Below are 17,522 nucleotides of genomic sequence, written 5' to 3'. Positions count from 1 at the left end.
TTAGCCCGCGATATTGGCGTCGGATTTGTTGGCCTGATCTATCAAACGGGACAACTGGTCACCGCGTTCAATGGAATCATCCCAATAAAAGGCGATTTCAGGCACGTAGCGCAGTTCGAGGACCTTGCCTAATTCGCCCCGGAAAAAGCGGGCGGCGGCATTCAAAGTTCTGAGTAACTCTTCTTTATGTTCACTGCCTGCCAGATGGCTAACAAATACTTTAGTAAAACGCAGATCCGCCGCAGTCTCAACGGCGGTGACTGAAATCAAACCTGACAGGCGAGGGTCGCGGACTTCGCGCTGTAAAAGCTCGCTGATTTCCTTGCGGATCAACTGATTGATGCGTTCTATGCGGTGGCTCAAGCACTCTTTTCCTTGCGCAGGAACTCAAGCACATCGCCGGGTTGAAATTCGTTGAATGTCTCTAAACCTACTCCGCCTTCAAAACCAGCAGCGATCTCACGGACATCATCCTTGAAGCGCCGGAGGGAAACGATGGGGCTTTCAGCCAGCGTGTCTTTGCCGCGCTGTACCCGAACCCGGGCTCCACGGGCGGCTTTGCCTTCGGTGACATAAACCCCGGCGACCTTAGCCTTTTTGCCGGCCGGGAAAACGGCACGCACCTCGGCACGGCCTTCTATTACTTCAACGATCTCCGGTTCAATCAAGCCTTTAAGCGCCTTATCGACATCTTCGATGAGGTTGTAGATGATGTCATACCGGCGGATGTCAATTTTTTCCTGGTCAGCCAGGCGGGTGGCGCCGGACTCGACTCCCGTTGAAAAGCCGATGACCAGGCCGTGGGAAGCGATAGCAAGCATAACATCATTTTCGGTAACGTTACCGGTACCCGAGTGAATGATGTGAACGGTTAATTTATCGGTTGCCAGTTTCTCCAGTGAGGTACGAATTGGCTCAATGGAACCCTGAACGTCGGTTTTAAGAATAATATTGAGTTCTTTGACCTTACCCGAAGCGATCTGCTCATGCAGGCTGGCCAAGCTGACCGAAACCGGTTTTTTGACTGCCTTCTTCTCCGACAGTATCTGGCGCGCCTGCCGTTCAGAGTCTACCGATGCCAGGGTATCGCCGACGCCGGGAACGACCGGGAGGCCCATGATCACTACCGGTGTGGCTGGCTCGGCCTTTCTGAGGTGTTTGCCTTGATCATTGAACATGGCTTTGACCTTGCCGAAGGTTTCGCCGACGACGACGATGTCGCCTACCTTAAGCGAACCGTTCTGCACCAGGACCGTGGCCATCGCTCCACGGCTTTTGTCCATCTCGGCCTCGATAACGACTCCGGTACCGGGGAGGGTCGGATCGGCATGCAGGTCTTCCATCTCAGCAACCAGAAGGATGTTCTCCAGCAGGTCGTCAATACCCAGGCGTTCCTTGGCTGAGGTTCCAACGGCGATGGTGTCACCGCCCCAATCCTCGACCACCAAACCATGGTCAGCCAGCTGCTGCTTGACCCGGTCTGCATTGGCTCCGGGCTTATCAATTTTATTGATGGCTACGATAATCGGTACACCGGCCGCACGGGCGTGATCTATTGCCTCAAGCGTCTGAGGCATGATGCCGTCATCCGCAGCAACCACGAGTACAGTGATGTCGGTAGCTCGGGCGCCGCGGGCGCGCATGGCGGTAAAAGCCTCATGACCCGGAGTATCCAAAAAAGTAATTTTTTGGCCTTTGACTTCTACCTGATAAGCTCCGATGTGCTGGGTGATGCCGCCGGCTTCTGATTCCATAACATGGGTCTGTCGAATCGCATCAAGCAAGCGGGTTTTTCCATGGTCGACGTGACCCATTATGGTGACGACGGGCGGGCGCAGCGGGAGGTGCTTGGTTTCCTCATGTTCCGGCTTTTTGCGCCGAGAGGCCGCCGAACGGATAGCCTGCGGCCTGACTTCAATGCCGAAATCCGCGGCTATTTTGGCGGCGGCTTCATAGTCAATGACTTCGTTAATATTTGCCATCAAGCCATTCCGCATCAATTGCTTGATGACTTCGATGGGATTCTGGCGGATAGCCTGAGACAGTTGGCGCACGCTGACAGCGGCCGGCAGTTCGACGATCTTGCCGCCCTGCGGTAGGCTTGCCCGAACCGGCGCTTCTTTTCGTTCCTCAGACAACGGCCTGCTCCTTAAGTATTTCGCCCAGCGCGGTTTTCAAGGTTTCACGATCTTCCGAAATCATTTTTACTTTCAAAATATGTTCCAACTGAACGCCTTTAACCGCCGCTGCTAGACAAGCGTTTTCGCGGCAGAAATAAGCGCCGCGGCCCGGCAAACGCCCCGAAGGATCAAGTAATACTCTCCCCTCCGGAGTACGCACGACGCGGAGCAGACCGCGCTTGCCGCCGACCGAACGGCAGGCAACACAAGTCCGCTGAGGCTGCTTTTTAGTCGTATTCATCGGTATCGAATTCACCGGCGCCGCCGTGACGCTTTTTCTTGCCCTTGCCGCCGTCATCATCCCGGCTCTTTTTCTTCTTCCGGTCCACACGGTCGGCCGACCGCCCGAGGATATCTTCAGCGAAACGTACTCCTGACTTGCTTCCGGCGGCAGCCGGCGTCTTTTCAGGAACATTAAGCGATAATGCCACGCCGACCTCTTCCGGAGCGGCAGCAGGGGTTGTTTCCGGCGCAGTGAAGACCACAGGTTCGATAACCACCGGAACCGGAGTCTCAACATGTTTTTCAATTTTTTCCACCGGTTTAGCGGCGGGCTTTTCATGAGCTTTTTCCACCGCTTTTTCCGGCGGTTTTTCCGGGGTTTTCGGTTGTGCTATGACAAGCGGTTCCGGCGTCTTGACCGGAGGCGCTTCGGGAACTGCCGGGTGTGTGGCTTCGTATTCTGTAACGCTCTTAATATCAATCCGCCAGCCGGTTAGTTTTACTGCCAGACGGACGTTTTGCCCTTCTTTGCCGATAGCCAGGCTCTGCTGCCGGTCAGGAATAATAGCTGTCGCGGATTTTTCACTCTCATTTAAGATAACTCGCACTACCTGAGCCGGAGACAGCGCATTGGCAATAAACGTCGCAGAATCCCCGCTCCAGGGCACCACATCAATTTTTTCCCCGTTTAATTCAGAAACAATATTTTGGATGCGAATGCCGCGCAGACCGACGCAGCAACCGACTGGATCAATGCCCGACTGACGGGCTGAAACCGCCACTTTGCTTCTGGCGCCGGCTTCACGGGCAACTGCTTTAATTTCGACCATGCCCGAAAATATCTCCGGGATTTCCATCTCGAACAGACGCCGCAGTAGCCCGGGGTGGGAACGGGACAGTATCACCAGCGGTCCCTTAATTCCCTTGGCTACTTCAACAAGGTAAGCCCGTATGCGCTGCCCGGGACGGTGTCGTTCCGAATATACTTGCTCTGAGGACGGCATCACCGCTTCAGCCCGGCCGAGGTCAACTATGGTCTGTTTCGGCTCGATACGCTGAACTAAGCCGGAGACTATATCCCCGGCCTTGCCGGCATACTCATCGACGATGGCAGTGTTCTCAGCTTCGTGAAGCCGTTGTAAAATAACCTGCTTGGCGGTCTGAGCGGCGATGCGGCCGGCATCATGGGGCGTCGCTTCGACGATAACGGGCTCCCCCATCTGAATGCCAGGTTGGACTTTTCGGGCTTCAGCCAGGGTGATTTCCTTGCGGGGATCTTCAACGGCTTCGACAACCGTCTTCTCAGCCCAGACCCTGACTCGGCCTGTCTGCGGATCTATCTTGGCTTGAATATTCTGGTTGGGGGCAAAACTCTCCTTGCGATAGGCGGAAACCAGAGCTGCTTCAACAGCCGCCAGAACTACCTCTTTGGAGAGGTTTTTTTCGGCGGAGAGCTGTGTGATGGCGAGCAGGAAATCGCTCTTCATCCCGGTTTTGCACCCTCCTTTATAAAATCGCGGCAATAAAAAAGTGGGATTTAACCCACTTCGCAGGTTCTCTTCGACTGCTGACGAGTATAACACGGCAAGCAAAAGAATGCAACAGATGTTATACCTGATAACGGTCAAATCGTATTCTTAAACAATTGTATCGGACTCGGCAAGATATCGTTGAATTAGTGAATTTCCGTTTGACACCGTCCCATCGTGTGGTTAACATAGAGCGGCTCTATGTTAGCGCGCGTCATGACCTGCGCCCTGCTCGGCCTCGAAGGCACCATTGTCGAGGTCGAGGTTGATATTGCCCCCGGATTACCCAATTTTTTTATCGTCGGGCTTCCTGATACCGCTATTCAGGAAGCCCGCGAACGGGTGCGTTATGCGGTGCGGAATTCTGGTTTCGTATTTCCAACAAAACGCATCGTGGCCAGTTTGGCCCCGGCAGATTTTAAAAAGTCCGGCCCTGCTTACGACCTGCCTATCGCTCTGGGCATAATCATGAGTTCCGGACAGCTAAACGTTGATGTCAGCGGCCTGATCGTCCTTGGAGAATTATCTCTTGAAGGCAGGCTCAGACACACCACGGGAATTTTACCAATGGTAGCGCTCGCCCTTCAGAAAGGATACCGGCGCGTCGTGGTTCCAGCTGAAGATGCGTTCGAAGCATCTTTGGTTGAAGGCGCAGAAATTATTCCGGTTGAAAGCCTGTTACAACTGGCGGAATTCCTGGCTGGGAATATCCCGGCTCCGAAATGCCCGCCCCGGCCGGCTGAGGCTGCGGACCTGCCGGCTAAAGGGGTTGACATGTCTTTCATTAAAGGTCAGGAACATGTAAAACGCGCCCTTGAGGTGGCGGCTGCCGGGGCTCACAATGTTGTTATGTCCGGTCCACCCGGTTCCGGCAAAACCATGCTGGCTCGGGCCTTGACCACCATTATGCCGCCGTTGACTAACGCTGAAGCACTGGAAGTGACCAAAATTATGAGCGTCGCCGGCTGCCTCCGGCCCGGTACGGCTTTAGTTCGGGAACGGCCTTTTAGATCGCCGCATTATACTACTTCCGCCGCCGGGTTGGTCGGCGGGGGCCATTGGCCACGGCCTGGAGAGATCACACTTTCCCACCGCGGGGTGCTGTTCCTCGATGAACTCCCGGAATTTGGCCACAACATGCTCGAAGTGCTCCGACAACCCCTTGAAGATCGATTGGTCACCATTTCCAGGTCCCAGGGTTCGGTAACTTTCCCGGCTAATTTCATGATGGTCGGCGCTATGAATCCCTGCCCGTGCGGTTATTTCGGAGATAACCTGAAAGAGTGCCGGTGCCCGCCTTCTGCAATTACAAAATACCAGGCAAGGCTTTCAGGCCCGTTCCTGGATAGAGTGGACATCTTTATTGATGTGCCCCGGGTTAATTACGATAAATTGTCAGGCGAGCATCAGGGCGAGACTTCGGAATCGATAAGCTCCAGGGTAACCGCGGCACGGCAGATACAAACCAGGCGGTTCAGCGGTACCCACCTGGTAGCCAATAACGATATGACGGCGCCCGAAATCAAGCGTTATTGCAAACTGGATCCGGCGGCGGAAAGCCTGTTGCGCACTGCCATGCGCCAACTTTCCCTCTCAGCCAGAGCTTTCCACAGGACCCAGCGCCTGGCTCGGACGATTGCTGATCTGGAAGGAGCCGAATCAATTCTGGCTCATCACATGGCTGAAGCCCTGCAATACAGACCGCGGTTGGTCGTCGAGGGAGGATGAAATATCCGATGGAGAACCGCCAGCAAACACCAGGCGGTAAAGAAAACCAGCACTGGCTGATCCGGAATATGCGTCGCAATTTCATCACCGGGCTGCTGGTGATTGTGCCGGCCGCTCTGGTCACCCTGGCACTTATATGGTTTTTCAATACGATCGACAGCATACTTCAGCCGATAATCGCTATTGTCTTCGGGCGGGAGATTATTGGGCTGGGGTTCGGGATTACAGTGGTTTTGATTTATTTGGCAGGAATTCTGGCCAGCAACATCGTCGGCGCCCGCATCATCCAATTCGGCGAGTGGTTAGTCGGCCGAATGCCGGTGCTCGGCCAGCTTTATAATGCCTCCAAACAGGCAATTACCAGCCTTTCCGGCATGTCCCGAAGCAGGGCGGCGTTCAGGGAAGTCGTGCTAGTGGAATATCCGCGTAAAGGACTGCGCACAATCGGGTTTGTCACCGGTGAGCTTTCCGATGCAGCAGGGAAGCAACTTGTGGCGGTTTATTTGCCGACCACGCCAGTGCCCACCTCCGGATGGTTGATAGTGGTGCCGGAGTCGGAGATAACCCGCATCAATATGCCGGTTGATACGGCGATGAAAATGGTGATTTCCGGAGGCATCGCCGCGCCGCATGATCTCGATATAACTATTCCGGATAGCCGGTGAGATTATCCGGCGCCGAAAAAAACCCAAACGCCGATAATCACCAAACCAACCGCTAAAGCTATCCAGCCGCCGGTTCTGAGCGAGCCGGGTTCGGGACGTTCCGGGTCATGAGTCACAAACTCCCTGAGATCACGTTTTCGCGCCAGCCTGTCATAATACCATCGCTCTTCACCGTGACCGGAAAAAAGCAGAATGACACCAATAATCATGAAAAGGAGCCCCAGGCCAAGGATGATCACGTTTTCACCCATGAAGGAGACTCCTCCTGAGCCAGCGGTCTGGTTTATCCTGGCGAAATTATAGTTTGTTGCCCCGATGTTATCAAGACGTGTCCCAATTGGACCTGGATACGGCAGAAGCATCAGATATAAATAAGGACTCCCCTCTTGCGAGGGGAGTCCTTGCCGAAATATTTAATTAACAGTTATTTTACTTCGACAGTAGCGCCGACAGCTTCCAGTTTGGATTTAACGGTTGCCGCCTCTTCCTTGCTGACGGCTTCTTTTACGGCTTTTGGCGCAGCTTCAACCAAGTCCTTGGACTCCTTCAGTCCCAGGTTGGTCAGTTCTCGAACGACGCGGATAACGTTGATCTTGTTGGCGCCGATGTCTTTGAGGATGACGTCAAATTCGGTCTTCTCTTCGACAGGAGCTGCCGGAGCGGAAGCTCCGCCGGCAGCCGGGGCCGCCGCGGCCATGGGCACCGCGGCACTCACGCCGAATTCAGCTTCCAGAGCTTTGACAAGTTCCGCCAGTTCCATGACATTCAAGCCTTTGATCGCAGCAATGATCTCAGTAGTGGTCACTTAGATATCCCTCCGTTTTTATTTTCAGTTTTATTTGGCTTGCAGTTTTTCCAATTGTCCATTCAGTACGGTCACTAGCCCCTGGAGGGGGGCGTTCAGGGTACCGACTAAACGGTACAGTGGGGATTGAATGCTACCCAGCATTTTGGCAACCATCACATTCTTGGGAGGCAACTTTGATAATTCGGTTACCTGGTCCGAGGTTAACGGCCGATCGCCCAGGAAGCCGCCGGCGACAGTCATGGCGGACTTAGTTGCGACAATATGCTCCAGAAGAAGTTTGGCCGGAGCGGCTACGTCATCACCGTAGCCGTAAGCCATAGCGATTGGGCCGTCAAACACCGACACCAGCTTGTCTTTCCTGGCCCCACCGGCAGCCTTTCGCGCCAGCGTGTTCTTAACAACTTTAAAGCCCATCTGCTTCTGACGCAGCTTGACGCGCAAACCGGTAAGTTCTTCGGTTTTAATGCCGCGGTAATTGGCAATGATGGCGACACTGGATTCGGCAATTATCTTTTCGAGTTCGTCGATAGTCTGCCGCTTTTTAAGCCTAATTTTAGCGTTTACCATGTGATCTCAACTCCTTTCCTTAAAAATACTTGAGTCCTCGCGCCAGACGCAAGGACTCAAAGCGACTCTTCTTAAGGGTCTCAGTGTTTCCTCGGCTGGCATTTATTAAGTCCCAAGATCATCGGGACGCCGGCTGTCTTCGGATATTCTTTTTTCGCTGGCTATACTACCACGGCGCGCCATTCAACACAAACTGGTCCGTTAGGCACCGGCTAAAGCCATGGTCGGTCTCAGGTCCAGCATGAAACCAGGACCCATAGTGGTGGTCAGACAAGCGCTCTTAATATATTGACCCTTGGCGCCGGCCGGCTTGGCGCGCACTACCGCTTCCATAAGGGAGGTCAGATTCTCCATCAGCGCGTTTTCCTCAAAGCTGGCTTTCCCAAGTGTAACATGAATAATCGCCGTACGGTCCAGCTTGAACTCGACGCGGCCCATGCGCGCTTCTTTGATAGTTTGCGGCAGATCGCCAGCGGCAACCACCGTGCCGGCCTTGGGATTGGGCATGAGACCTTTACGGCCCAGCGCCTTACCCAGTTTACCCACTTTACCCATCATATCTGGGGTGGCGATGGCGATGTCGAATTCCGTCCAGCCTTCATTAATCTTGGCGATAAGGTCATCAGCACCAACAAAATCTGCCCCGGCTTCGCGCGCAATCCTTTCGGCATCGGCCTGGGCGAAGACTAAAACACGGACCTTTTTACCCAGACCTGCTGGCATGAGGGCTACACCGCGCACCACCTGGGCGGAATTCCGCGGATCTAATCCCATGCGGAGATGCAACTCAACGGTCTCGTCAAACTTGCAGGTTGCCGCTTTTTTTGCCAGACCAACTGCCTCCGCCGGTGTATAGACCTTGCCGGGTTCAGCTAACTTTTTAATTTCGATGTAACGTTTGCCATGGTCAACCATGTTATTCTACCTTTATCCCCATACTTCGAGCCGAGCCTTCAATAATGCGTTCAGCACCAGCCAGGTCAACAGCATTAAGATCCTTCAATTTAAGTGCGGCGATTTCCTTTAACTTACTGCGAGTCAGCACGACGGGAGCGTTATGACCGGCGTTACCAGCGCCCTTGTCGATGCCCATTGCTTTTTTCAGCAGGTCTGTTGCGGGCGGGGTCTTGGTAACGAAGGTAAATGACCGGTCGTCAAAGATTGTGATTTCCACCGGAACGACGGTGCCCGCCATCGAAGCGGTTCGTTCATTATACTCTTTGCAGAAACCCATGATATTGACGCCGTGCTGACCAAGCGCCGGCCCGATGGGGGGCGCCGGGTTGGCTTTGCCGGCCGGAATCTGCAGTTTGACAATTGCCTTAATCTTTTTAGCCAAATCCTATCTCCTCGGATGCCTGTTAAAGTTTCTCTACCTGTAAAAAGTCAAGCTCAACCGGGGTCTCTCGCCCGAAAAGCGAAAGCAACACTTTGACCTTGCCTTTTTCTGTATTAACTTCGTCGATAACACCTATAAAATCAATGAAAGGACCGTCGATGACTCGAACGCTGGTACCCTTTTTGAAGCCCACCTTAACCCGCGGCGCTTCGGCTTCCATCTGGGTGATGATACGGTCAACTTCCTGCTGGTGAAGCGGCGTCGGTTTGCCCGCCGTGCCGACGAAGCCGGTTACCCCAGGGGTATTGCGGACAATCTGCCAGTTACGGTCATTCATAACCATCTGAACGATGACATACCCTGGAAGTATCTTGCGCCGGATGCTCCGGCGCTGGCCGTTTTTGACTTCAACCTCTTCCTCAGTAGGTACCTCAACCCTTGGTATCTCCGCGCCGAGATCCAGAGTCTGAATGCGTTCACCCAGGTTCTTTTTCACCCGCTCTTCATGCCCTGAGTAAGTGTGCACCACGTACCATTTGCTGTTGTTCTCTGGCAAAACTCTGATCCTCTAAAACGCTGAGTCCGTCAGTCAAGCAAGAACTGATCGACAAGGAAAGAAAGTCCGTAGTCCAAAGCGCCTAAAACCAAGCCCACAGTAAACGCCACTACCAACACCATCACGGTCAGTTTTCGGACTTCGTCGCGGGTTGGCCAATTAACCTTCTTGAGTTCGGCAATGATATTACCGAAGAAGCTAGGCTTAGGAGCCGCTGCTGGCTTCGATGGTGCCGCCGGCTTTGCGGCCGGCGGCTTGTTCGCTGCTTTTTCCGTTGGCATTATATATCCTTAGCCCGTTACTTCGTCTCTTTAAACAAACGGTGAGTACGGCAGCGCGGGCAATACTTCTTAATTTCTAAACGCCTAGCGTCGTTTCGCTTGTTTTTAGATGAAGTATATACCCTTTCACTGCACTCCGGGCAAGCGAAGGTGATGACAATCCGGTTTTCCGTTTTTGGCATTAATTACTCCAGAATGCTCGAGATAGCGCCGGCGCCCACAGTTCGGCCGCCTTCCCGGATAGCGAAGCGAAGACCGGCTTCCATGGCCACGGGATAGATCAGGCTGATCTTCATCTTGATGTTGTCGCCGGGCATAACCATTTCAACACCGGCCGGAAGTTCGATATTGCCGGTAACATCGGTTGTGCCAATATAAAACTGCGGTTTGTAGCCGTTGAAGAACGGCGTATGGCGGCCACCTTCTTCTTTGGACAGAACATAGACCTCAGCCTCAGCTTTGGTGTGGGGTTTGATGGAACCGGGTTTGGCCAAAACCTGACCGCGTTCAATATCCTCGCGTTCAACGCCTCGCAACAGCAGGCCGACGGCATCACCGGGTTCAGCGTAATCTAACAACTTATGGAACATTTCAACGCCGGTGACCACGACCTTACGAATATCGTGATGCAAACCAACAATCTCGACTTCTTCGCCGACCTTAACGGTGCCGCGCTCTACGCGGCCGGTGGCTACCGTGCCGCGGCCTTTGATCGAGAATACATCTTCAACCTGCATCAAGAACGGTTTGTCCTTGGGGCGTTCCGGCAGCGGAATGAAAGTGTCGACGGCATCCATGAGTTTCATGATCTTACCGCACCAAGGGCACTCTCTCTTGCCGCAGGCGCACTCCAGGGCTTTGACGGCGGCGACGCGAACAACCGGGGTATCATCGCCAGGGAACTTGTACTTATTCAGCAGTTCGCGGACTTCCATTTCGACAAGTTCCAGCAGTTCTTCATCTTCCATTACATCGACCTTATTCAGGGCGACAACTATGGCCGGCACCCTAACCTGGCGAGCCAGAAGTACGTGCTCGCGAGTTTGGGGCATGGGTCCGTCCGGGGCGGACACGACCAGAATGGCGCCATCCATCTGGGCGGCGCCGGTGATCATGTTCTTAACGAAGTCAGCGTGACCGGGGCAGTCGATATGGGCATAATGACGGGTAGCCGTCTGATACTCCACATGAGAAATGGAGATGGTCATGCCGCGGGCTTTTTCTTCCGGCGCATTATCGATGGAATCGAAACTGCGCTTCTCAGCCAGACCAGCAGATGCCAGCACCGTGGTGATGGCGGCGGTCAAAGTAGTTTTGCCGTGGTCAACGTGCCCGATGGTGCCGACGTTTACGTGCGGCTTGCTGCGGTCGAACTTCTGCTTAGCCATTTGAACTTATATCTCCCTTTTTTAAATTCACTCTGGAGCCCACAATCGGATTCGAACCGATGACCCCGTTCTTACCAAGAACGTGCTCTACCTGCTGAGCTATGTGGGCAACCCTGCTATTATAGGTTTTCCATCATGCATTGTCCAGCAGTTTATAAATCTGGAGAGGACTGGATTCGAACCAGTGAAGCCCTTTCGAGCGGCAGTTTTACAGACTGCTCCGATTAGCCACTCCGGCACCTCTCCACGCGGTGACCAAGCCCGAGAGGGGATTCGAACCCGCTAACCTACCGATTACAAGTCGGTTGCGCTGCCATTGCGCCACTCGGGCAGAAGCTGGTAACTCTGGTGAATTCCCAGTCCTGCTTTCAAACAGAGAGATATTATATGTAATCGCCAACATTTAAGTCAAGAACGCTGAGCCTAAAGTAGTATGCCAGTTTTTCAAACTGATACACTACCAAGCTTAAATGGAGAACGTGAATAGATTGAAGATTCCCTCTCAGGGACTACCAGGGTATCTCTACCCGCCGAAAGGCTTCTGCCAGTAAAAACTCCTCACCCTCGGCCGCCGCCGAAGCCCTGGCTTTTATGCGGTCGAGCCGGATCAAGAAGTCTTCTTCGACCTGGCTCTTGTGGCACTTGATGGCTTCGATCTTCACGCCAAAGGTGCCGGTGATGTCGGACTTGTAGTTGGCGTCGTCGGCACCAGCCAGCCATATCTCGGACACCTTGTGAGGCTCCAGGCCGCGGGCGAGGAGGTCCGGATAAGCCATGTGATCCCGGGCATAAGGGAAAACGGCGTCCATAGCCGCTTCACCGCACTTCCGGTGGTCGCGGTGCCACCATATATAGCGCTGATAGGGTGAATGGGTGATCACCAGATCGGGGCGGTACTCCCGAATCAGCGCCACAAGCTCTTTGCGCAATACATCGTCAGCTTCAAGCGACTGGTCTGGATGACCCAGAAAGATCACGTCTTCTACTCCAAGAACAGCCGCCGCCGCCCGCTGCTCCCCCATCCGGATCTGGACGAGTTTCGCCGGCGTCATCTCCCGGTCAGAGGAACCTTTGTCACCCGCAGTGCAGATAACATAGACTACCTTCTTGCCATCGCGCGCCAATCGAGCAATCGTAGCCCCGGAGGAAAACTCCGGGTCGTCGGGATGGGCCATAATGACCAGGACGTCGGCCTTAGGCATCGGCGACTCACCCGGCCGGAACTTTGGACAGTACATTAAAATAAACTTTCTCCACCTGTTCGGCCACGGCGCTCCAGCCATAGCTTGAGACGCTATCATGTAGCTGCATCCGGTTGGCAACCGTCCGCTGGAGCCAACTTTCTATCGCCCAGGCCAGCGTCTGGGGTTCGTTCCCACAGACAACAGCGCCGGAGAATCCGTCTTTGATAATCTGCCGGGCGGCGCCGACATCGGCAGACACCACCGGCGTGCCGCAGGCGACTGCCTCCAAAGCCACCATGCCAAAGGTCTCCGAATATGACGGCACGGCTACAACATTGGCAGCACTGTAATAACGCGGCAGCTCCCGCTGAGGTACCGCGCCGATAAATTTCACCCGGTCGGCGATCCCAAGACCAGCGGCCAGATTTTTAAGCCGTTCGAGGGTAGCTTTCGAATATTCGTCACCACCAACGACGATGAGGCGGCTTTCCGGGATATCGATCATGACCATAGCCTGCACCAGCCGGTCAATGCCTTTAAGCTTGTCCAACCTGCCCACGAAGAGCACTGTCGGCGAGCCGTCCAGCCCTAAGTCGCGGCGGGCCTCACCCCGGTCTAGCGGCCGGAATAGTTTCAGGTCGACCCCGCAAGGCACAACGGTGATCTTGTTTCCGGCGCAGCCGTGGTGTTTGAGGAGGGATACCTTTTCGCCCTCGGTACCAGCGGTGATTTGGTGGCAGTTTTGGGCGATATCGCGCTCGGTCAACAGCCTGATGGCCGGCTCTCCATCACCTAAGCCCAGTTCATCTTTGGCGGCGCCGATAGTATGGAAACCAAAAACCTGGGGAACTCTCCATTCTGTAGACAGCCGCAATCCGACCTCGCCGGACAACCAGTAGTGGCTGTGCAGAAGATCATACCGGACGCCTTCGGCAGCGCGAAAAGCCTCGAGGTTGTCATAGAACTCCCGCAGATGGTTATACTGGGTCAACTTGCCCATCTCCTCGACGGCGCCGGCTCTGATATGGATAAGTCGGGCTCCAGTCGATAAGATCTCACTCTGGGCATCCCGGGGGTCATGAGCCCGGGTGTAAATGTCAACGTTGTGACCGCGGAGGCCCAAAGCGGCGGCCAGTTCCCTGATGTAAACGTTCATCCCGCCGGTGTCCCGGCCGCCGGGCTGCCCAATAGGACAGGAATGGACAGACAGCATAGCAATACGTAAATTATTATTCATACAATCCTGATTATGGCGCTAGTAATGGGCAACTCGACACCGCCCAGATGGTACTTGTAGACCTCGGCACCCTTCAGGTAATCGTATATAGTCAATTCTTGCTCGATAGCATCTTTTATTGAATACACCTTGGACAACAGCCCTACCGAAAGAGATGAGTATTGCGGTTGGTAACCGCTGTTATAAAGGTATCGTGTTCCATTATAGTCGAAACACATAATGCTGGCTACCGCTACTCCGTTGAGGCTAAGGCGGCCGAAGCGCAACAATCCTGCCTCATGCATGGCTGCCGCTAATTGCCTAAAAAACAGTTCCATCTGCGTGGTCATGAACTCGGCTTTATCAGCCCGGCTTATGCGTAGCAGTTGAACGAGCGTCGAAAGTTCAGATTCCACGTTTTCAGGTGGCTTTATGTCAAATGTTATGTCGCCGGCCTCGACCAATCGTCTCCCTTTACGTCCGATCTCGTGTCGCTGATGGGTGGACAGTCCTGCCAGGTACTCATCCCAAGTTTTGGGCAGCGGCATTTCCAGGGTTACGTCGGTATCCGTCGTTTCGATCGCGAAGCCAATGGATCGGACCGCTGGCAGTAAATGTCTTATTACCATCGAGTCCGGACGCAGCGATTCCAGTTCCAGCATTTTGACTTCCCCAGCCTTCAGGTCGTTGATGACGGCGGCGAAGAAACTGGATTCAGCGCCGGGTTTTACGATGAAGTCAAGATAGTCACAGACATCGGCGCTGCCGATGAAGCGGGCGACTCCCTCGCGGACCCTGAGAGGAGCAATCCCGATTGGCTGTCCGTCGCTTTCGACTGAAAATAACCGGAGTCCGTCATTCCTGCCGAAGTTTGCCCACCAGGCTTCCAGCCATTGCGGCATGACAAAAGGAAATGGAGACTGGAGAGACTGTTGGTAGCTAGGCCATTTGGCCTTGAGGTCTTCGATAGTGAGCGGCGTGACGGAGATTGGCATATAGCCAAAGAATAACACGACCACAGATTCCAGCCAAATTGAAGAGGGTCAAGTTCGTAAACGAGATTATGACCTACCCGGTACTAATGACCCTGGCCATTGAAACCGACGAGAAGGTGGTCTTCTCGGGAAAAGTGCCGGGAATGTCCAGCCTCATCGCCAAGATAAAGAATAAGCTCTAACCCCGACTTGGATCTTTCTGTTAATGACGGCGCTACGGCCAGGAGGACTTATACAAAAGGCAGGCTACAAAATGCGCATCTCTATCATCGTTCAAAAGCGGCACGACCGATGAACAAGCCTCGAAGGCTTTGGGACATCGGGGATGAAAAACGCAGCCGGATGGAGGATTCAACGGGGACGGCGGCTCTCCAGGCAGCAGGATGACTTGCCGTTTAGCTTCCACCCTGGGGTCTGGGACCGGCACTGCTGATAAAAGCGCTTGAGTATAAGGGTGTAGAGGTTTTTCATATAAGGTATCGCGCGGGGCAATCTCCATAATTTTACCCAGGTACATCACCGCCACCCGATGGGAGATGTGGCGCACCACCGACAGGTCATGTGAAATGAAAAGGTAGGCCACGCCGAACTGCCGCTGCAAGTCATCCAGCAAATTAAGTACCTGAGCCTGAATGGAAACATCGAGAGCTGACAAAGGTTCGTCACATACGATAAATTCCGGTTGCAGCGCCAGAGCCCTAGCCACTCCTAACCTTTGCCGCTGGCCGCCGGAGAACTCGTGAGGATAGCGTTCGGCCATATAAGGCGCCAGACCGACGATGTTCAACAGTTCCGCCACCCTCTCCCGGCATTCGGTACGGGTAGCCCCGTGAAGTTTCATCGGTTCGGAGATGATATCGTAGGCGGTGAAACGGGGGTTCAACGATTCGTAAGGGTCCTGAAAAATGACCTGAAGCTTGGGACGATACGCCCGCAGCTGCTTTTCTGATAAAGAGGCCAAATCATGTCCTTTGAAGATGACCTCGCCGGAGGTTGGCCGATGAAGTTGCAGGACACATTTGCCGACCGTAGTCTTGCCGGAGCCGGATTCGCCGACAAGTCCCAGCGTCTCTCCCTGGTGTACAGCGAAGGTCACCCCATCAACAGCCTTCAGCTCGGTCACCTTTTTGCGGAACAGCCCACCTGAGGCGATCGGAAAATACTTAGTCAGTCCGGTTACTTCGACTAGGACATTGTCTTGCGCCAAGGCGTTTCTCCCTCAAAAGCTACCAGACAACTGGTGAAATGCCCTGGGATTGCTTCCACCATCTCGAACTCAAGGGTTTCACAGCGGCCTTCGCGCCGGTAAGCGCATCGGGCGGCAAAGGCACAACCTTTCGGCGGACTAATTAGGTCGGGCGGCTGCCCTTCGATGGAACGCAGGCGGAGTTTCCGGGGTTCATCCAACCTGGGTACTGAACCCAACAAACCTGCGGTGTAAGGATGGAGAGGATTGTGAAAGATTTCGGCAGCGGTGCCATGTTCTACAACCCGTCCGGCATACATTACATATACACGATGGGCATAGCGGGCGACTACCCCAAGGTTGTGAGTGATCAGGATAAGCGAACTGTTGAGATCGCGGATAATACTTTTCAGTAATTCAAGAAGCTGCGCCTGGATAGTAACGTCCACCGCGGTGGTTGGCTCGTCGGCAATCACCAGTTTCGGCTGGCATGAAATAGCCATGGCTATCATTACCCGCTGGCGCATACCGCCGGAAAAATGGTGCGGGTAACTCTTGATTCGCTTCTCCGCCTGCGGAATGCCTACTTTGTTCAGCAGGTCGACCGCTTCAGCTTCGGCGGCTTTTTTATCCATGCCTTTGTGCAGTATCAACGCCTCGGTGAGCTGCCGTCCTATGGTTAAAACGGGGTTCAATGAAGTCATCGGCTCCTGGAAAATCATTGAAATCTTGGAGCCGCGCACCCGGCGCATTTCATCCTTGGTCAGCTTTAGAAGATCTTTGCCTTCAAAAAGAATGCTGCCGCTGGTAATTTTACCCGGCGGTTCTGGAATCAGGCGCATGATGGACAGCGAACTAACGGTTTTGCCACAGCCGCTTTCACCAACGAGCGCCACGAGTTCGCCCCGGTTGACCGAAAAAGACACATCATTTACGGCATGTACAATGCCGTCCTGAGTGTGAAACTCCGTGGTCAGGTGCTGAACGTTCAATAGGGACATTTTAACGTCTCAGCCTCGGGTCCAGCGCGTCGCGTAGACCATCACCGAGGAAGGTGAAAGCTAGCATAAGTACGGCAATAGCGATGGCAGGAATAATGACTAAGTGAGGATAAGCGTTCATCACGTTGAATCCGTCACGTATCATAGCGCCCCAGCTCGGGGTTGGTGGTCGAATACCGATTCCGATATACGACAACGCTGCCTCGGCGAAAATGGCTCTTGGCACACCGAAAGTCACAGCGACAATTATCGGCCCCAAGGCATTGGGCAGTAAGTGCCGGAAGGTGATGTAGCGGCTACCTCCTCCCATAGCGCGGGCGGCGGTGACGAAATCACGCTGTTTCAACGAGAGTATCTGTCCGCGAATCAGTCGAGAAATCCCCACCCAGTTTACCAATCCGATGGCGAGGAAGATAACGAATATGCCGCCGCCAAAACGAGCGAAGTCTGTTTCCCGCATGACGGCGGAGAGCAGGATGATGAGGAGTATGTCAGGGAAGGCGTACATCACATCGACGAACCGCATCAGAAGGTTGTCCACCCTCCCGCCGATAAAACCGGCGAAAGCGCCGATTGGCAAGCCAACAAAAATAACAATGAACTGAGTAAACAAACCCACGGCCAGGGAAGTTCTCGCGCCGTAGATCATCCTGGCGAAGACATCGCGTCCCAGTTCG

22 protein-coding genes and 3 tRNA genes are annotated in these 17,522 nt (G+C 54.1%); 3 read left to right on the top strand and 22 right to left on the bottom strand.

All coding sequences use genetic code 11. From position 1 onward, the window contains the following. Genes rbfA through nusA form a run of 4 tightly spaced genes read right to left on the bottom strand, consistent with a single transcriptional unit; the run spans position 1 to position 3,889 of the window. Positions 1–363: a 30S ribosome-binding factor RbfA gene (gene rbfA / locus DEALK_RS05860; protein ID WP_058439352.1), complete on the bottom strand. Its 363-nt coding sequence runs from the start codon at positions 361–363 to the stop codon at positions 1–3. Next, positions 360–2,138, bottom strand: a complete 1,779-nt coding sequence (gene infB / locus DEALK_RS05855) for a translation initiation factor IF-2 (RefSeq protein WP_058439351.1) — start codon at positions 2,136–2,138, stop codon at positions 360–362. Before infB ends, rbfA begins: the two co-directional genes overlap by 4 nt. Next, positions 2,131–2,421, bottom strand: a complete 291-nt coding sequence (rnpM, locus tag DEALK_RS09625) for an RNase P modulator RnpM (RefSeq protein ID WP_065128713.1) — start codon at positions 2,419–2,421, stop codon at positions 2,131–2,133. Before rnpM ends, infB begins: the two co-directional genes overlap by 8 nt. Then, positions 2,408–3,889, bottom strand: a complete 1,482-nt coding sequence (gene nusA / locus DEALK_RS05850; protein ID WP_058439350.1) for a transcription termination factor NusA — start codon at positions 3,887–3,889, stop codon at positions 2,408–2,410. The genes rnpM and nusA overlap by 14 nt, the downstream gene beginning before the upstream one ends. Positions 3,890–4,132: 243 nt before the next feature. On the opposite strand from nusA, the gene DEALK_RS05845 reads away from it, so the two are divergent. Together DEALK_RS05845 and DEALK_RS05840 are read left to right on the top strand one after the other, a co-directional pair. Further along, a complete protein-coding gene (locus DEALK_RS05845; protein ID WP_058439349.1) occupies positions 4,133–5,659 on the top strand; it encodes a YifB family Mg chelatase-like AAA ATPase in 1,527 nt (508 codons plus the stop codon). Beyond that, positions 5,656–6,324 carry a DUF502 domain-containing protein gene (locus tag DEALK_RS05840; RefSeq protein ID WP_058439348.1) on the top strand — a complete coding sequence of 223 codons (669 nt, stop codon included), beginning with the start codon at positions 5,656–5,658 and terminating at the stop codon, positions 6,322–6,324. Before DEALK_RS05845 ends, DEALK_RS05840 begins: the two co-directional genes overlap by 4 nt. 2 nt (positions 6,325–6,326) lie before the next feature. Here DEALK_RS05840 and DEALK_RS05835 read toward each other — a convergent pair whose 3' ends face one another. The 15 genes from DEALK_RS05835 to DEALK_RS05770 form a co-directional block, all read right to left on the bottom strand. Next, a complete protein-coding gene (locus DEALK_RS05835) occupies positions 6,327–6,575 on the bottom strand; it encodes a hypothetical protein (protein ID WP_058439347.1) in 249 nt (82 codons plus the stop codon). 173 nt (positions 6,576–6,748) lie between these two features. Then, the gene (gene rplL / locus DEALK_RS05830) at positions 6,749–7,129 is read right to left on the bottom strand and encodes a 50S ribosomal protein L7/L12 (protein ID WP_083496374.1); all 381 of its coding nucleotides are present in this window, start codon (positions 7,127–7,129) and stop codon (positions 6,749–6,751) included. A gap of 30 nt (positions 7,130–7,159) precedes the next feature. Continuing rightward, on the bottom strand, positions 7,160–7,699 hold the full coding sequence (gene rplJ, locus DEALK_RS05825) for a 50S ribosomal protein L10 (RefSeq protein WP_058439346.1): 540 nt from the start codon (positions 7,697–7,699) through the stop codon (positions 7,160–7,162). A 201-nt stretch (positions 7,700–7,900) separates the two neighbouring features. Further along, entirely contained in the window at positions 7,901–8,614 is a 714-nt protein-coding gene (rplA, locus tag DEALK_RS05820; RefSeq protein WP_058439345.1) for a 50S ribosomal protein L1, read from the bottom strand. Between the two features lies 1 nt (position 8,615). After that, positions 8,616–9,038, bottom strand: a complete 423-nt coding sequence (gene rplK / locus DEALK_RS05815) for a 50S ribosomal protein L11 (protein ID WP_058439344.1) — start codon at positions 9,036–9,038, stop codon at positions 8,616–8,618. Positions 9,039–9,060: 22 nt separating this feature from the next. Continuing rightward, on the bottom strand, positions 9,061–9,594 hold the full coding sequence (nusG, locus tag DEALK_RS05810; RefSeq protein ID WP_083496373.1) for a transcription termination/antitermination protein NusG: 534 nt from the start codon (positions 9,592–9,594) through the stop codon (positions 9,061–9,063). Positions 9,595–9,623: 29 nt separating this feature from the next. Next, the gene (gene secE, locus DEALK_RS05805) at positions 9,624–9,875 is read right to left on the bottom strand and encodes a preprotein translocase subunit SecE (protein WP_058439342.1); all 252 of its coding nucleotides are present in this window, start codon (positions 9,873–9,875) and stop codon (positions 9,624–9,626) included. 17 nt (positions 9,876–9,892) lie between these two features. Continuing rightward, the gene (rpmG, locus tag DEALK_RS09810) at positions 9,893–10,057 is read right to left on the bottom strand and encodes a 50S ribosomal protein L33 (protein WP_083496372.1); all 165 of its coding nucleotides are present in this window, start codon (positions 10,055–10,057) and stop codon (positions 9,893–9,895) included. Between the two features lie 3 nt (positions 10,058–10,060). Then, positions 10,061–11,263 (bottom strand): elongation factor Tu, encoded by a 1,203-nt coding sequence (gene tuf, locus DEALK_RS05800; RefSeq protein ID WP_058439341.1) that lies wholly within the window; start codon positions 11,261–11,263, stop codon positions 10,061–10,063. A gap of 33 nt (positions 11,264–11,296) precedes the next feature. Beyond that, positions 11,297–11,372 (bottom strand) — tRNA-Thr (locus tag DEALK_RS05795). Positions 11,373–11,424: 52 nt separating this feature from the next. Beyond that, positions 11,425–11,509: transfer RNA gene (locus DEALK_RS05790), tRNA-Tyr, on the bottom strand. Between the two features lie 12 nt (positions 11,510–11,521). Beyond that, positions 11,522–11,594, bottom strand: a tRNA-Thr gene (locus DEALK_RS05785). Positions 11,595–11,772: 178 nt separating this feature from the next. Next, positions 11,773–12,465: a PIG-L deacetylase family protein gene (locus tag DEALK_RS05780; RefSeq protein ID WP_058439340.1), complete on the bottom strand. Its 693-nt coding sequence runs from the start codon at positions 12,463–12,465 to the stop codon at positions 11,773–11,775. Positions 12,466–12,472: 7 nt separating this feature from the next. Then, positions 12,473–13,684, bottom strand: coding sequence for a glycosyltransferase (locus DEALK_RS05775; RefSeq protein WP_058439339.1), 1,212 nt, complete (start codon positions 13,682–13,684; stop codon positions 12,473–12,475). Then, positions 13,681–14,682 (bottom strand): GNAT family N-acetyltransferase, encoded by a 1,002-nt coding sequence (locus DEALK_RS05770; protein WP_186007586.1) that lies wholly within the window; start codon positions 14,680–14,682, stop codon positions 13,681–13,683. The genes DEALK_RS05775 and DEALK_RS05770 overlap by 4 nt, the downstream gene beginning before the upstream one ends. A 44-nt stretch (positions 14,683–14,726) precedes the next feature. Between DEALK_RS05770 and DEALK_RS10380 the strand changes: the two genes are divergently transcribed. Further along, entirely contained in the window at positions 14,727–14,840 is a 114-nt protein-coding gene (locus DEALK_RS10380) for a hypothetical protein (RefSeq protein ID WP_338032941.1), read from the top strand. A 32-nt stretch (positions 14,841–14,872) separates the two neighbouring features. On the opposite strand, the gene DEALK_RS05765 is transcribed toward DEALK_RS10380, so the two are convergent. From DEALK_RS05765 to DEALK_RS05755, 3 genes are read right to left on the bottom strand one after another with little or no spacing between them, the layout of a single operon-like run. Further along, complete coding sequence (locus DEALK_RS05765) at positions 14,873–15,865, bottom strand: ABC transporter ATP-binding protein (RefSeq protein ID WP_058439337.1); 993 nt, start codon at positions 15,863–15,865, stop codon at positions 14,873–14,875. Next, entirely contained in the window at positions 15,844–16,845 is a 1,002-nt protein-coding gene (locus tag DEALK_RS05760) for an ABC transporter ATP-binding protein (RefSeq protein ID WP_058439336.1), read from the bottom strand. Before DEALK_RS05760 ends, DEALK_RS05765 begins: the two co-directional genes overlap by 22 nt. Before the next feature lies 1 nt (position 16,846). Next, the gene (locus tag DEALK_RS05755) at positions 16,847–17,494 is read right to left on the bottom strand and encodes an ABC transporter permease (RefSeq protein ID WP_244881586.1); all 648 of its coding nucleotides are present in this window, start codon (positions 17,492–17,494) and stop codon (positions 16,847–16,849) included. Positions 17,495–17,522: the final 28 nt, after the last annotated feature.

The sequence above is a fragment of the Dehalogenimonas alkenigignens genome, from assembly GCF_001466665.1.
In the GTDB taxonomy this organism is placed as follows: Bacteria; Chloroflexota; Dehalococcoidia; order Dehalococcoidales; family Dehalococcoidaceae; genus Dehalogenimonas; species Dehalogenimonas alkenigignens.
This window is presented reverse-complemented; position numbering and strand designations above follow the sequence as displayed.